The following is a 14295-nucleotide window of genomic DNA, read 5'->3' on the forward strand; positions in this document are numbered from 1 at the left end:
GCCCTTGTGGGCCCGCCCGTGCGCTCGGTAGGACACTCGGGTGACCGAAGAAACTCGAAGATTCCCGCGCTCCGTCGCGTTCTGCTCGTTCGTCGTCGCGGCCTGCGCGGTGGCCGTCACCGTCAAGGTGCTGACTTTCGGCACCGTCGGGGTCGAGTCGCCTCCGCCGCCCCGTGTGCTGGACCAGACAGCTCTGGAGGAGCAGGTCCGCACCTATGCCAACAGCATGGAGCCCTCCGACGCCCCGGTGCTCTGTCCGCTCTCGGTCGTCGTGACGAAGGGCGCTGAATTCGAGTGCACCGTCCACGACGACGGTGTCGCGGTGATCGAGGTCGAGATCGTGGACGAGCAGGGCCGGCTCTCCCTGGGGCGGCCGTAGTAACGGCGGCGGTCACGCTGCTCGAGGGCCCTGCTCACCCGGCCTCGCCGGGCGGCGGCCAGGCGTCACCCCAGTCGGTGTCCCGTGCGGCGCGGTAGAGCGGGCCGTGCCGCTTGGTGACGGTCTCACGCCGCAGACCTTCGTCGCGGGTGCAGAGCTCGAGGAGCACCTGCCCCTTGCGGATCTGCGGCCTGCGGGTGACCCGCGCGGTGGCCGGGGCGGTGGCGAAGCGGGTCGCCACGACATAGCTGAACTTCTCGTCCTCGTGGCTGAGGGATCCCCCCTTGACCTGGCGGTGCAGGGACGACCGGCTGACCCGCGCCGAGAAGTGGCACCAGTCCGTGCCGGGCTCGATCGGGCAGGCCTGGTCGTGGGGGCAGGGCGCGGCGATGCCCATGCCGGCGGCGAGCAGCCGGGCGCGGGCCTCGATCACCCGGTCGTAGCCGTCGGGGGTGCCGGGTTCCACGATCACCACGGCCTGCCCGGCCGCCGCCGCGGCGTCCACGACCGTGGCCCGGTCCTTCGGGGTCAGCTCCTTGAGGACGTACGACACGGTCACCAGGTCCGCGGGCTCCGGCGCCGGGGAGGCGCCGATACGCGCCCGCTCCCAGCCGGCGGCCCGCAGCCCCGGGATGCCGGAGCGCTCGGCCAGTTCACGGCCGAGCGTGAGGGCGGGTTCGGACCAGTCGAGGACCGTGGACCGCACCCCCTCCCAGGCACCGGCGACCGCCCAGCTCGCCGCCCCGGTGCCGCCCCCGATGTCGGTGTGGGTGGCGGGCGCCCAGCCGGGAGCGGCCTCGCGGAGTGCGGCGAGGCAGGAGCGTACGGCTTCGAACGTCGCGGGCATCCGGTAGGCGGCGTACGCGGCGACGTCGGACCGGTCCCGCAGGATCGGGGCGTCGGTCGGGGTGGTCCCTCGGTAGCTCGCGATCAGCCGGTCGACGGCCTGCGCCGCCTGCGTCGGGGGCAGCCCGTCGAGCAGGGCGGTCAGTGCCGCGCGCAGTGCCTGTGCCGTGGGGAGTGTGTCGTTCACCGCCGAATTGTAGGCGCAGGGCGCTCCCGTCCCTCGGACCGGCCGCCGGGCACGACGCCGGGACGGAATGGGTACGGAACCCGTACAGGTCCGAACTGCCTCTGGAGCCGGGCTCGTTGTTAGGCTGATCGCCGCCGCGAGGGGGCGGCTCGGAGCACCGCTTCACCGGGGGGACCATGAGACAGCGGATCGTGCGCCTGGCCCTGGTGGGCGGGGTGGTCGTCCTCGCCCTGGTGCTGCTCCTGGCGACCTGCGGGGGCGGTGGGAGCCGGGACGGCGACCGCCCGCCCCGGCCCGCCGGGAAGAGCACGAGCGGCCCCGCGACCGAGCTGAACGTCCCTCCGGAGTACGCCGGAGGGCGCGGCTGGGAGGTGGTCGCCGCAGGGCCCGGCTACGCCCTCTCGCATCCGACGGGCAGGCTCGCCTATCTGGTGAAGGCGCCCGGGGACCGCTACAGGCTGCGGACCCTCGACGCGGAGACGGGCAGGGCAGGCTGGAGCGGCGAGGCGTGGCGTCCGCAGGACCCCCGGCGCCTGCCGGGACTGCTCACCGTCGTCAAGGACGACCAGGAGTTCTTCGTGACCTGGTCCTTCGGGAAGGCCGGTGACGGCCTCACCCCCTCGGAGACCTTCGTCTCCCTGGACGTGTACGACGTGACGGACGGCGATCGCCGGCGTGTCGAGGTGCCGTGGTCGGGGGTGCCCTCCGTGACGGCGACCGGCCCGGACGTCCTGATCAGCGACAGCAGGGCGAACAGCGTGCTCGTCGACCCGGTCGGGGGCGAGGTGTCGAGGATCCCCGCGTCCTCGGTGGGTTTCCCCAAGGGCTGCAAGGCCTGCCGGCAGCTCACCGAGGTGCGGGGGCAGACTCCGAAGGGCCTGCTGCTGAGCGGGGTGCGCGAGTTCTGGGTGCGGGGCGGCTGGTTCAGCAGGAACGCCGCCCCGAAGGGCGCGGATCCCGCGAGCGGGGTGCCTACGTCGGTGGCACCGGGGCTGGTCCTCGCGAAGTGGCGGCCGGCGAAGGGCACGGAACGGGCGGGCACCCATCAGCTGTGGGCGGTCCATGACGCGGCCACGGGGAGACCCGTGGTGTCGGTGGAGTGTCACACGCCCGCCATGGAGCCGGGGACCTATCCGCAGGCGGTCCTCGCACCGGCCGGCCGCTACCTGGTCGCGGGGAACCTCGCGTTCGACCTGGAGGAGCGGAAGGGGTTCTGCTTCGAGGAGGAGGACGGGTCGGCGCAGCTGACCCTCGCCTCGGTGACGGACGGCGGCAGCGCCTACGGCTCGACGAACGCGCGTGACGCGGACGAGGCCCTGCGGGGCGAGGGCGGCGGGCCGGTCGTCATGAGCTTCACGGCCTGGGACGTCGAGGCACTGGACCCGAACACGCGGCTGCCCGAGGCGGAGATCTCAGGCACCGGGGTCTTCCGCTGGACGGACCGCAAGGACCGCCCGCACCTGCTGGGCCGCCCGCGGGTGGGCTGAGCCGGCCGGGGCCTGCCCGGCCGGCTCAGGCTCATCCGGCCGACGCGGTGCGTGAGTCGCCGGAGCCGCGCCAGGGGCGGCACAGCAGCAGGAAGCACGCCATGGCCGACAGGGCGCAGACCACCTGCACCACGGCCATCGGTACGGCGGTGTTCTCCCCCGCGATCCCGACCAGCGGCGACGCGACGGCGCCGATCAGGAACTGGGAGGTGCCCAGCAGCGCGGAGGCGGAGCCCGCCGCGTGCCTGGTGCGCATGAGGGCCTGCGTGTTGGTGTTGGGCATCGCCAGGCCCATGGCCGACATCAGCACGAAGAGCCCGGCGGCCACCGGCAGCAGGCCGACGTCGCCGAAGACCCCGGAGGTCATCAGCAGCAGGGCGACGGCCGCGACGGAGATGACGGTGAGGCCGAAGCACAGGGCCTTGTCGAGGCTGACCCGGCCCACGAGCAGCTTCCCGTTGATCTGGCCGACGGTGATCAGCCCGATGGAGTTGATCCCGAAGAGCAGGCTGAAGGTCTGCGGCGAGGCGCCGTAGATCTCCTGGACGACGAAGGGGGAGGCGCTCACATAGGCGAAGAGCGCGGCGAAGGCGAGGCTGCCCGCGATCATGTAGCCGGTGAACACCCGGTCGGCCAGCAGTCCCCGCATGGTGCGCAGCGCGTCGCCGACCCCGCCGGTGTGCCGCCGCGACTCGGGGAGCGTCTCGTGGAGCCACTTCCAGACGACGAGGGTCAGGAGCACTCCGACGCCGGTGAGGACGACGAAGATGCCCCGCCAGTCGGTGAACTGCAGGACCTGCCCGCCGATCACGGGGGCGACGACGGGCGCCACCCCGGAGATCAGCATCAGGGTGGAGAAGAACCGGGCCATCTCGTCGCCGTCGTAGAGGTCGCGTACGACGGCCCGGGAGATCACGATGCCCGCCGCACCGGCCAGGCCCTGGAGCAGCCGGAAGCCGATGAGGAGTTCGGCGGTGGGGGCCACCGCGCAGATCGCCGTGGCGAGCACGTAGACGATCATGCCGAGGAGCAGCGGCTTGCGCCTGCCCCAGCGGTCGCTCATGGGTCCGACGACGAGCTGGCCGAGCGCCATGCCGGTGAGGCAGGCGGTCAGGGTGAGCTGGACCGTCGCGGCCGGGGAGTGCAGTGCTCCGGTGACCTCCGGGAGTGCCGGGAGGTACATGTCCATCGAGAGGGGCGGCAGTGCGGTGAGTCCGCCCAGCACCAGCGTGACCAGGAGCCCGGCCCGCCGTGCGGTGGTGGTGGGGGCGCCGGGGAGGCCCGGTGCCGAGGTGGTGGTGGTGACGGCCGGGACACCCGCTGCGGTGGGGGTGGCGGTGGCCTGGGCGCTGAGTACGGCGCCCTCGCTGCTCGTCGGTATGTGCTCGTCTTCTCGCTGGGCCCGGCTCGCGCCGCTGTCCGGCATCCTCGTCTCCGCTTCGTTGAATCCGCATCTATGCTCTCAGGTCAGCCGTAGTGGTCGAAACCTAATTGCGTGGGGCGGACGGGCATGACTGGGACTGTGCGTTGGGGTGTGCTGGCGACGGGTGGCATCGCCGCGACCTTCACGGGGGATCTGCTGGCGATGCGGGACCGGGGGGCGGAGGTCGTGGCGGTCGCCTCGCGCACCGAGGCCTCGGCGAAGGCGTTCGCCGAGCGGTTCGGGATAGCGCGGGCGTACGGCAGCTGGGCGGAGCTCGTCGCCGACGACACCGTGGACGTCGTCTACGTCGCGACCCCGCACTCCGCGCACCGCGAGGCGGCCGGGCTCGCCCTGGAGGCCGGAAAGCACGTGCTCTGCGAGAAGGCGTTCACGCTCAACGAGCGTGAGGCCCGGGAGCTGGTGGATCTGGCCAGGGAGCGCGGGCTGTTCCTGATGGAGGCCATGTGGACGTACTGCAACCCGGTCATCCGGCGGATGACCGAGCTGGTGCGGGACGGCGCGATCGGTGAGATCCGCACGGTGCGGGCCGACTTCGGTTTCGCGGGCACCTTCGGGGCGGAGCACCGTCTGCGCGATCCCGCGCTCGGCGGCGGCGCGCTGCTGGACCTCGGCGTCTACCCGGTGTCGTTCGCCCACCTGCTGCTGGGCGAGCCGGACCGGGTCCAGGCGGAGGCGCTGCTGTCGCCCGAGGGCGTCGACCTGAACACCGGGATGCTGCTCGGCTGGGATTCCGGTGCCACGGCGCTGCTGGCCTGCTCGATCACGAGTGATCTGCCGACCGCCGCGTCCGTCACCGGTACGACCGGGCGGATCGAGTTCCCGCACGGCTTCTTCCACCCGGACCACTTCATCCTGCACCGGGCGGGCCGCGAGCCCGAGAAGGTGGTCTCGGGCCCGGGCCCGCAGGGCCTCTCGGGCATGCAGTACGAGGCCGCCGAGGTGACGCGCGCCCTGCTGGCGGGCGAGACGGAGTCGCCGCTGGTCCCGCTGGAGGGTTCGCTCGCCGTGATGCGGACGCTCGACGCGGTGCGTGACCGGGTCGGCGTCCGCTACCCGGCGGACGGCGCCGTCTGACGGCGTCCGGCGCCGTCCGGGGGCCGGGTCACGCGGGGTTGAGCCCCGGGTTCCCGGCCTCCGTCACGAAGGAGCCGGCCGTGCTGACGGGCGCGCCGGGCGTGGTGACGGCGGAGACCGTACGGAAGTCGGCGCGGGCCTCACGCTTCCCGAGGGTGACGCGCACGTAGCCGCGGCGGCCGTTGTAGAACTTCATGTGCGGGTTGGCCCGGGTCTGGTTGTCCCAGCTGGCCGGCTTGTCGGCGCCGTCCTTGCCGCTGGTGATCGAGGTGGCGACGATCTCCGTGCCGAGCGTCCGGGAGGACGGGTCGTCGAAGTCCTTCTTGATGTCGAAGGCGTAGCCGACGTGCACATCGCCGGTGAGGACCATGAGGTTGTCGACCCCGGCGGCCTCGGCACCGTCCATGATCCGCTGCCGGGAGGCCGGGTAGCCGTCCCAGGAGTCCATGGACAGCTTGTAGGCGTCGGTCGGCACATCGCGGCGCTGCGAGAAGGTGACCTGCTGCGGGACGACGTTCCACAGGGCGCCGGAGGTCTTCCAGCCGTCGATCAGCCAGCGCTCCTGGGCGGCGCCCGTCATGGTGCGCGACGGGTCCTCGGACTCGGGGCCGGGGACCTTCCAGCCGTCGCCGTACGCCTGGTTGCTGCGGTACTGCCGGGTGTCGAGGATGTCGAACTGGGCCAGCCTGCCGAACTGCAGCCGCCGGTAGAGCCGCATGTCGGGGCCGGTGGGGAGCTGCGGGGCGCGCAGCGGCTGGTTCTCCCAGTAGGCGCGGTAGGCGGCGGCCCTGCGCAGCAGGAACTCCTCGGGCGGGACGCTGTTCTCCGGGGTGTCCCCCGCGTAGTTGTTCTCGGTCTCGTGGTCGTCCCAGGTGACGACGAAGGGGTGCGCGGCGTGGGCGGCGCGGAGGTCGGGGTCGGACTTGTAGAGGCCGTACCGCATGCGGTAGTCCTCCAGGGTCAGGGTCTCCCGGTTGAAGTGGTCCGGGAGGACCCGGTCGGTGTAGTTGCGGACGCCGCCGACGGCGGTGACCGCGTACTCGTAGAGGTAGTCGCCGAGGTGGAAGACCACGTCGACGTCCTCGTCCGCGAGGTGCCGGTAGGCGGTGTAGTAACCGTCGTGGTAGGCCTGGCAGGAGACGGCCGCGAGGGTCAGGGAGCTGTTGCGGGCGCGGGGCGAGGGGGCGGTGCGGGTGCGTCCGGTGGGGCTGATCCAGCTGCCCGCGCGGAAGCGGTAGTAGAAGGTCCGGTCGGAGTCGAGCCCGCGGGCGTCCACGTGGACGGCGTGGCCGAACTCCGGGTGGGCCGTGGAGGTGCCGCGCCGGACGATCCACCGGAACCGGGAGTCGCGGGCGATCTCCCAGCGGACCTCGACGCGCTCGGCGGGCAGCCCGCCGTCGGCCTCGTAGGGGCGGGGCGCGAGTCTCGTCCACAGGAGCACGGACTCCGGCTGGGGGTCGCCGGACGCGACCCCGAGGGTGAAGGGGTCCTCGGTGATCTTCCGCGCGTCGAGCTCGGCGGCGGCCGCCGTGCCCGCGCCGGGCAGGTTGACCGCGAAGGCGAGCGCCGCCGCGGCGCCGGTGACCGTGAGGAACCTGCGGCGGTCGACGCCGGATCCGATGCGCCGCGCGGCGCGGCGCAGCTCCTCGGAGTGGTGCTGCCCGGGCGTCGAGCTGAACTGTGCGGGTGTCATATGCCCCTCCCCTGCCGGATGCTGTCAGAGGCATTGGAGTGCGGTGCGACGACCTACCGTTGGCGGGTACACAACATCCGAATGGCCGCACGATGAGCACCGGGTGCGACCCTCCGGAAACCTCCCGTACGCTGCCGGGCCATGAACACCGATCAGAGAATCGCGGTCGTCACAGGTGCCGGGTCGGGGATCGGCCGGGCTGTCGCCCTCACCCTGGCGGGTGCGGGGTGGACGGTGGTCCTGGCCGGGCGACGGGCCTCGGCCCTCGACGAGACGGCCGCCGGGGCAGCCCCCGGCGCGACCGTGTGCCTGCCCACCGACGTGAGCGACCCGGACGGGGTCTCGGCGCTCTTCAGCGCCGTGGCCGACCGCTTCGGGCGGCTGGACCTGCTCTTCAACAACGCGGGTACCTTCGGGCCGCGTTCGGCCCCCGTCGAGGACATCGCGTACGAGGACTGGCGGACGGTCGTGGACGTCAACCTGACGGGGACGTTCCTGTGCGCCCAGGCGGCGTACCGCCTGATGAAGGAGCAGGACCCGCAGGGCGGCAGGATCATCAACAACGGCTCCGTCTCGGCCCACGCGCCGCGTCCGCACTCCATCGCCTACACGGCGACGAAGCACGCGGTGACCGGCCTGACGAAGTCGCTGTCGCTGGACGGCCGCCCCTACCGGATCGCCTGCGGACAGATCGACATCGGCAACGCGGCGACCGAGATGACCGAACGGATGAGTGCGGGGATCCTGCAGGCCAACGGCGAGGTGATGTCCGAGCCGGTGATGGCGGCGGACGACGTGGCCCGCACGGTCCTCCACATGGCGGAGCTGCCGCTGGAGGCCAACGTGCAGTTCGCGACGGTGCTGGCGACGAACATGCCGTACGTGGGCCGGGGCTGATCCGCCGCGGCCCACCCGGGGAACACACACCGGAACTCACCCCGGAGCACCGTGACTTACCCGTGTCCGTATTCGGGCCCGGACGGGTGCGCCTTGCCCGTATGCTGTGACCTTCACGCCTTGCACACAGAAGGAACACATCGCACGCGCACGCGCGCAGGCCTCACCGGGCACCGGCGCGCACGCCTGCCACAGACCGCAGTGAAGGGGCCGCCGCGGCCGGGGGGTCCGCGGGTGCGGCCAAGGGGTGGTCCGGGGGGTCAGGACCCCGGACCACCCTGGGGGACTCTCGCCGCGCGCATCATGAAGGCCGTTCGCGGACGCCCTCCCCGTACGCCCCGGAAGGCCATGCGCGGGATCACGCGCCGTACGCCCCGGAAGCCATGCGCGGACGCCCTCGCCGCGCGACCGGGCCGACCATGCGCGGAAGCCTTGCCGGACATCCCCGGACGCCATGCGCGGAAGCCTCGCCGGACACCCCCGGACGCCATGCGCGGGATCGTGCGCCGGGGGGCTCGGAATACCCGCCTTCCACACCCGGTTGACCAGCGGCATGAGCACACACTCCGGCGCCGAGGTCCTCCGCTACACCGCCTTCTCCACCGACCCCGGCGGCGGCAACCCCGCGGGAGTCGTCCTGGACGCCTCCGGACTCGACGACGCGGCGATGCTCGCGATCGCCGCCGGCCTGGGCTACAGCGAGACGGCGTTCCTGACCGATCCGGACGGCCGGGGCGGGTACACCGTGCGCTACTTCAGCCCGAAGGCCGAGGTGCCCTTCTGCGGTCATGCCACGGTCGCCGCCGCTCTCGCCCTCGCGGAGCGGGACGGCCCGGGCGGTCTCGCCTTCTCCACCCCCGCCGGCCGGGTCCCGGTCACGGTCGTCCGGGAGTCCGGCGAGCTGCGGGCCACCCTCACCAGCGTCGAACCGCACACCACGGACGTCGCCCCCGGCGACCTGGCCGAGGCACTGGCCGCCCTGGACTGGCGGGAGACCGAACTGGACCCGGCGTTCCCTCCCCGGATCGCCTTCGCCGGGGCCCGGCACCTGGTGCTCGCGGCGGCGACCCGGGAGCGGCTGGCGGACCTGTCGTACGACTTCGCCCGCCTGGAGGCGCTGATGCACCGACTTGACCTGACGACCCTTCAGCTGGTGTGGCGGGAGTCGGGAACGGTCTTCCACGTCCGGGACCCGTTCCCGGTCGGCGGAGTGGTCGAGGACCCGGCGACGGGCGCCGCGGCGGCCGCCTTCGGCGCGTACGCACGCGAGCTGGGGCTCGTACCGGAGGAGGCGGTCCTCACCCTGCACCAGGGCGCCGACATGGGCCGCCCCGGCACCCTCAACGTCTCGCTCACCGCGGGCGACGCGCGCGTGGCCGTGAGCGGGACGGGGACCCGTATCGGCTGACCGGGCCCCGTCCGGCCCGCCCTCACCGCATGAGGGCGTCGATCTCCTCGACCTGCCCGGGGCTCAGGGGGCCGCGGGCCAGGGCGCCCGCGTTCTCCTCGGCCTGGGCCACCGTGCGGAAACCGGGGATCGGTACGGTCAGCGGACCGCGCGCCCAGAGCCAGCCGAGCGCACCCTGCGCGAGCGTACGGCCGTCGGCGGTGAGGATGTCGCGGACGGCCTCGACCTTTTTCGCCCAGCGCTCCGCCGGGACCCCGCCCTCCTCGAACCAGCTCAGCCAGGCCGGCGGGGTGGACCGGATGTCGCCGGGGGCGGCTCTCCGGCCGGGGTCACGGGCTCCGGTGAGCAGCCCCATGGCCAGCGGGCTCCGGATGACACCGAGCAGGCCGCGCTCCTCGGACATCCTCAGCATCTCCGGGGCGTCCTCCAGCACGTTGCAGGCGTGCTGGACGGCGGCGCAGTGCTCCCCCTCGGCGAACAGCGCCGCACGCGCCGGGTCGTCGGTGCTCCACGCGTAGGCCCGGATCAGCCCCTCCGACACGAACTCCTCGCAGGCGTCCCGCAGTTCGGCCGCCTCGTCGAGTGGCGCGTCACTCAGGTGCAGTTGATAGAGGTCGATGTGGTCGGTCCCCAGCCTGCGCAGCGAGGCGACGAGCGTCCGACGGGCGTACGCCGGTGAGGTGTCGGCCTCGTACATGACGCGGGCGCCCTCGTCGAAGTGGTAGCCCCACTTGGTGGCGATGACGGCCTCTTCCCGCCTGCCCGCCAGCGCCCTGCCGAGCACGCGTTCGCTGTGGCCGGCCCCGTAGGCGTCGGCGGTGTCGAAGAACCGCACCCCCAGATCGAGGGCCCTGTTGATCGCGGCCGCCGATTCCTCGTCGTCGACGCGGCCCCAGCCGAGCGGGCTGCCGTCGGGCGCCGTGAACTCGCCGCCGATCGCCCAGCACCCGAAGCCGAGCGCGCCGGTCTCGATCCCGCTGCGGCCGAGGGTCCTCTTCTGCCAGTTCGTTTCCGTCTCCATGGCCGGGGACGCTACGAGTTGAAGCGCACACGAGGTCAAGCCCGGCCGTCCGGCACGTACGGACTCACGGCCGGACCACGTACACCCCCGCCCGGGCGGCCACGGCCGCCGCCTCGGCCGCGCGGTCGGCGACCGCCTCGTCGAGCGGGTCACCGCTGGCCAGCAGCCGGTAGTAGAGCGGGGCGGAGACGGCCCGGACCACCTCGCACGCGTCGGTGCCCTCCGGCAACTCCCCCCGTGCGGCGGCCGCTTCGACACAGCCGGCCCACTCCTCGACGCGCACCGCGTAGAAGCGGTGCAGCGCCTGCGCCGTGCGGGTGTCGCAGGTCGCCGCCGCGATGACCGCGCGGAAGAGCGGGCCCTGGCGCGCGTCGGTGAGCGTGTCGACCACGAGCCGGGCGTTGGCCCTGAGGTCCTCGTCCAGGGAGCCGGTGTCCGCCCGCGGGACGGACTGCTCCGCCATGTCGGTCAGCAGGTCCGCGACCAGCCCGGCAGGGGTGGACCAGCGCCGGTAGACCGTGGTCTTGCCGACCTCGGCCCGGCGGGCGACGTCGGCGAGGTCCAGTCGGTCGAAACCGTGCTCGACCAGGGCGTCACCGGCCGCGCGCAGCACGGACTCCCGCACCCGGGCCGTGCGCCCGCCGGGCCTGACCATGCCCGGTTCACCATCACCAGCATTCATAACGGGTCTCCAGTTCCATTAGTGCGTCATCTCCTGCTACGGTGAGGCCATATTAACGGGACCACAGACCCGTTAAAACTCCAGGGTTCCAGGAAAGGGCACCCCATGTCCGCGACCAGTACGACATCCGCGCCCCCATCAGCCCGCACGACGGCCGTCCGGATGACCGGGCGGCAGAAGCTCGTCCTCGTCCTGCTCCTCGGCGCACAGTTCATGATCGCCGTGGACTTCTCGATCCTGAACGTCGCTCTGCCTGCGGTCGGCGAGGGGCTCGGCTTCTCCCTGGCCCACCTCCAGTGGATCGCCACCTCCTTCGCCCTGGCCGCCGCCGGCTTCACCCTGCTGTTCGGCCGCGTCGCCGATCTCGTGGGCCGCAAGCGTCTGTTCATCGCCGGCATGGCGGTCCTCGGCCTCTCCTCCCTGCTGGGCGGGCTCGCAACCTCCCCTGAGGTCCTGCTCACCGCCCGGGTGCTCCAGGGCCTGGCCACCGCGGCCGTCACCCCGGCCGGTCTCGCCCTGCTGACGACGGCGTTCAAGGAGGGGCCGCTGCGCGAACGCGCGCTCGGCCTCAACGGGGCCCTGATGTCCGCCGGGTTCACGGCCGGGGCGATCCTCGGCGGCCTGCTCACCGATCTGCTCTCCTGGCGGTGGGCCTTCTTCATCAACGTCCCCGTCGCCGCGCTGGTCGCCCTCCTCGCTCCGTCCGTGATCACGGATTCACGGCCGGCGGAGCGTCCCCGGCTCGACGTGCCGGGTGCCGTCGCCGTCACCGGCGGCCTCCTGCTGCTCGTCTACGGGCTGACCCAGGCGGGCGAGTCCGGCTGGACCACACCCTCCACCCTGGCCGCGCTGCTCGTCGGCGCCGCGCTCCTCGCCGGGTTCTGGTTCATCGAGAAGCGGGCGACGGCACCCCTGGTACCCGTGCGGATCCTGCGGCGCCGCAGCGTCGTCTGGGGCAACACCACCGGACTGATCGCCTTCGTCACCGAGACCTCCCTGGTCTTCCTGCTCACCCTCTACCTGCAGGAGGTCCTCGGCTACTCCCCGCTCGCCACCGGCCTCGCGTTCGGCGTCCTGGGCGCCGGCACCGTGCTGGGCGGGGTGCTCGGCGGGCGGGCGGCAGGCCGCTGGGGAACCCGGCGCACCATCGTGGCCGGCGGCGCCGTCCAGGCGGCGGCCACCCTGTCCCTGGTCGCCCTCGGCACCTCGGGAGGCTGGATCGCCCTACTGCTCGCCGCCACCTTCGTCGGCGGGGTCGGCAACATGCTGATGATCGTGGGCTTCATGGTCACGGCCACCTCGGGGCTCCCCGACGCGGACCAGGGCCTCGCCACCGGCCTCGCCACGATGACCCAGCAGGTCGGCATCACCCTGGGCATCCCGGTCATGAGCGCGGTCGTCACGGCTCGGACCGGCACGGAGACCGGGGCCGGCGCCATGCTGTCCGGCATCTCGGCCGCGGTCCTGGTCAACTCGGCCCTCGTCCTGGCGGGCGCCGTACTCGCCGGAGTGTTCCTCGGCCGGCCCGGCGGCCGTACGTCCGCCGGGTGAGCCCGCCGGGTGAGTCGAGCCCGGCACGGCGGACCACGCGCGGCAGGATGACGTCCATGGCACAACCGCTGACCGTCCCCAGCATGACCGCCGGAGCAGACTTCGTGCTGCGCCCCTGGGAGATGAGCGACCTGCCCCTCATCCGCGAGGCGGCGGACGACGGCTACATCCCCCTGATCACCACCATCCCCTCCCCCTATTCCGACGAGGCGGCGCAGGCCTACGTCAGACGCCAGTGGGAGCGGGCGGCCGCCGGTACCGGGTATCCGTTCGCCATCGCGCGGACCCGGGACCGGCGGCCGGTCGGCTCCATCGGGCTCTGGCTCAGGGACTCCGCCGAGGGCAGGGCCTCCATCGGCTACTGGATGACGGCCCCGGCCCGCCGCCAGGGGGTGGCCGGCGCGGCACTGCGGACGGTGGCCACCTGGGCCCTGCACGAGCTGGGCATCCCGCGGGCACAGCTCCTCGTCGAGCCGTGGAACACCTCCTCGGTGCGGACCGCGGAGAGCGCCGGCTTCCGGCGCGAGGGGCTGCTGCGCGGATGGCAGGAGATCGGCGGCCGGCGCCGCGACATGCTGATGTACGCCCGGCTGAACGGTGACCCGCCTCCAGGTGACCGGGCCCCGACGGACGGCTGAACACGAGGGGTTACGATCGCGGGCACCGTGGCAGTACGCGGTACCGCAGCAGCGAAGAACCGATTCCTCAGGGAGAGCCGAGCCTTGTCCGTACCACGTGTCGGAGTGTCGGTCGTGACCATGGGGGACCGCCCGCAGCAGGTCGAGGCACTGCTGGCCTCGGTCGCCATGCAGGACGCGCGCCCCGCCCGCGTGGTCGTCGTGGGCAACGGGTCACCGCTCCCGGACTACGCGTCCTTCCCCGGCCTCCAGGACCTGCCCGGCGGGGTGACGGTGCTGGAACTCGACGAGAACCTCGGCTGTCCCGGCGGCCGTAACGAGGCCCTGGAGGCCCTGGCCGGCTTCGGCGACGTCGATGTGGTCGTCGAGCTGGACGACGACGGGCTCCTGGTGGACAAGGACGTGCTCAGCAGGGTCCAGGAGCTGTACGCCGCAGACCCCGGACTCGGCATCGTCGGCTTCCGAATCGCGGACGAGCACGGGGAGACCCAGCGCCGCCACGTCCCCCGGCTGCGGGCCAAGGACCCGATGCGCCGGGGCGAGGTCACCGCGTTCCTCGGCGGGGGCCACGCGCTGTCCATGGAGATGCTCGCCGGGACCGGCCTCTGGCCGGCCGAGTTCTTCTTCACCCACGAGGAGACCGATCTGTCCTGGCGCGCGCTCGACGCCGGCTGGAAGATCCTCTACGAACCCGGGCTGCTCCTCCAGCACCCGAAGACGTCCCCCGCCCGGCACGCGGTCTACTACCGCATGACGGCCCGCAACCGCGTCTGGCTGGCCCGCCGCCACCTGCCGGCCCTCCTGGTGCCCCTCTACCTCGGCACGTGGGTGCTGCTCACCGTCGCACGCACCCGCTCGGTCACCGGCCTGAAGGCCTGGGCCGCCGGCTTCCGCGAGGGGATGCGCACCGAGTGCGGCGTCCGCAGGCCGATGCGCTGGCGCACGGTGTGGCGGATGACCCGGCTGGGACGCCCGCCGGTGATCTGAC

Annotated in this window: 13 protein-coding genes; 8 read left to right on the top strand and 5 right to left on the bottom strand. The window is 72.9% G+C overall.

The window, feature by feature from the left end; translation table 11 throughout:
- Positions 1–40 precede the first annotated feature (40 nt).
- Positions 41–379 (top strand): DUF4333 domain-containing protein, encoded by a 339-nt coding sequence (locus ACFXOA_RS11695; protein ID WP_385025291.1) that lies wholly within the window; start codon positions 41–43, stop codon positions 377–379.
- A gap of 34 nt (positions 380–413) precedes the next feature.
- Here the strand turns inward: ACFXOA_RS11695 and ACFXOA_RS11700 are convergent, their stop codons facing one another.
- A complete protein-coding gene (locus tag ACFXOA_RS11700; RefSeq protein WP_385025293.1) occupies positions 414–1412 on the bottom strand; it encodes a small ribosomal subunit Rsm22 family protein in 999 nt (332 codons plus the stop codon).
- Between the two features lie 176 nt (positions 1413–1588).
- Between ACFXOA_RS11700 and ACFXOA_RS11705 the strand changes: the two genes are divergently transcribed.
- The gene (locus ACFXOA_RS11705; protein WP_385025296.1) at positions 1589–2899 is read left to right on the top strand and encodes a hypothetical protein; all 1311 of its coding nucleotides are present in this window, start codon (positions 1589–1591) and stop codon (positions 2897–2899) included.
- 31 nt (positions 2900–2930) lie between these two features.
- Here ACFXOA_RS11705 and ACFXOA_RS11710 read toward each other — a convergent pair whose 3' ends face one another.
- A complete protein-coding gene (locus ACFXOA_RS11710; RefSeq protein ID WP_385025299.1) occupies positions 2931–4325 on the bottom strand; it encodes a Bcr/CflA family multidrug efflux MFS transporter in 1395 nt (464 codons plus the stop codon).
- Positions 4326–4409: 84 nt separating this feature from the next.
- Between ACFXOA_RS11710 and ACFXOA_RS11715 the strand changes: the two genes are divergently transcribed.
- Positions 4410–5417, top strand: a complete 1008-nt coding sequence (locus tag ACFXOA_RS11715) for a Gfo/Idh/MocA family protein (RefSeq protein WP_385025302.1) — start codon at positions 4410–4412, stop codon at positions 5415–5417.
- A 28-nt stretch (positions 5418–5445) separates the two neighbouring features.
- Here ACFXOA_RS11715 and ACFXOA_RS11720 read toward each other — a convergent pair whose 3' ends face one another.
- Complete coding sequence (locus tag ACFXOA_RS11720) at positions 5446–7110, bottom strand: alkaline phosphatase D family protein (RefSeq protein ID WP_385025305.1); 1665 nt, start codon at positions 7108–7110, stop codon at positions 5446–5448.
- Positions 7111–7251: 141 nt separating this feature from the next.
- On the opposite strand from ACFXOA_RS11720, the gene ACFXOA_RS11725 reads away from it, so the two are divergent.
- On the top strand, positions 7252–8007 hold the full coding sequence (locus ACFXOA_RS11725; protein ID WP_385025308.1) for an SDR family oxidoreductase: 756 nt from the start codon (positions 7252–7254) through the stop codon (positions 8005–8007).
- 553 nt (positions 8008–8560) lie between these two features.
- The gene (locus tag ACFXOA_RS11730; protein WP_385025311.1) at positions 8561–9415 is read left to right on the top strand and encodes a PhzF family phenazine biosynthesis protein; all 855 of its coding nucleotides are present in this window, start codon (positions 8561–8563) and stop codon (positions 9413–9415) included.
- Between the two features lie 22 nt (positions 9416–9437).
- On the opposite strand, the gene ACFXOA_RS11735 is transcribed toward ACFXOA_RS11730, so the two are convergent.
- A complete protein-coding gene (locus ACFXOA_RS11735; protein ID WP_385025314.1) occupies positions 9438–10436 on the bottom strand; it encodes an aldo/keto reductase in 999 nt (332 codons plus the stop codon).
- A 64-nt stretch (positions 10437–10500) separates the two neighbouring features.
- Positions 10501–11118, bottom strand: a complete 618-nt coding sequence (locus ACFXOA_RS11740) for a TetR/AcrR family transcriptional regulator (protein WP_385025317.1) — start codon at positions 11116–11118, stop codon at positions 10501–10503.
- A gap of 105 nt (positions 11119–11223) precedes the next feature.
- Between ACFXOA_RS11740 and ACFXOA_RS11745 the strand changes: the two genes are divergently transcribed.
- The 3 genes from ACFXOA_RS11745 (at position 11224) to ACFXOA_RS11755 (ending at position 14294) form a co-directional block, all read left to right on the top strand.
- Positions 11224–12669, top strand: coding sequence for an MFS transporter (locus ACFXOA_RS11745; RefSeq protein ID WP_385025320.1), 1446 nt, complete (start codon positions 11224–11226; stop codon positions 12667–12669).
- A gap of 56 nt (positions 12670–12725) precedes the next feature.
- Positions 12726–13307, top strand: coding sequence for a GNAT family N-acetyltransferase (locus ACFXOA_RS11750; RefSeq protein WP_385025323.1), 582 nt, complete (start codon positions 12726–12728; stop codon positions 13305–13307).
- A gap of 84 nt (positions 13308–13391) precedes the next feature.
- A complete protein-coding gene (locus ACFXOA_RS11755) occupies positions 13392–14294 on the top strand; it encodes a glycosyltransferase family 2 protein (RefSeq protein ID WP_385025326.1) in 903 nt (300 codons plus the stop codon).
- Position 14295: the final 1 nt, after the last annotated feature.

The organism is Streptomyces sp. NPDC059166, from assembly GCF_042755185.1.
In the GTDB taxonomy this organism is placed as follows: Bacteria; Actinomycetota; Actinomycetes; order Streptomycetales; family Streptomycetaceae; genus Streptomyces.

Excerpts from the sequence above, each read along its gene's own strand:
- ACFXOA_RS11705 (WP_385025296.1), top strand. The coding sequence starts at position 1,589 with ATGAGACAGCGGATCGTGCGCCTGGCCCTGGTGGGCGGGGTGGTCGTC.
- ACFXOA_RS11710 (WP_385025299.1), bottom strand. The coding sequence starts at position 4,325 with ATGCCGGACAGCGGCGCGAGCCGGGCCCAGCGAGAAGACGAGCACATA.
- ACFXOA_RS11715 (WP_385025302.1), top strand. The coding sequence starts at position 4,410 with ATGACTGGGACTGTGCGTTGGGGTGTGCTGGCGACGGGTGGCATCGCC.
- ACFXOA_RS11720 (WP_385025305.1), bottom strand. The coding sequence starts at position 7,110 with ATGACACCCGCACAGTTCAGCTCGACGCCCGGGCAGCACCACTCCGAG.
- ACFXOA_RS11725 (WP_385025308.1), top strand. The coding sequence starts at position 7,252 with ATGAACACCGATCAGAGAATCGCGGTCGTCACAGGTGCCGGGTCGGGG.
- ACFXOA_RS11730 (WP_385025311.1), top strand. The coding sequence starts at position 8,561 with ATGAGCACACACTCCGGCGCCGAGGTCCTCCGCTACACCGCCTTCTCC.
- ACFXOA_RS11735 (WP_385025314.1), bottom strand. The coding sequence starts at position 10,436 with ATGGAGACGGAAACGAACTGGCAGAAGAGGACCCTCGGCCGCAGCGGG.
- ACFXOA_RS11740 (WP_385025317.1), bottom strand. The coding sequence starts at position 11,118 with ATGAATGCTGGTGATGGTGAACCGGGCATGGTCAGGCCCGGCGGGCGC.
- ACFXOA_RS11745 (WP_385025320.1), top strand. The coding sequence starts at position 11,224 with ATGTCCGCGACCAGTACGACATCCGCGCCCCCATCAGCCCGCACGACG.
- ACFXOA_RS11750 (WP_385025323.1), top strand. The coding sequence starts at position 12,726 with ATGGCACAACCGCTGACCGTCCCCAGCATGACCGCCGGAGCAGACTTC.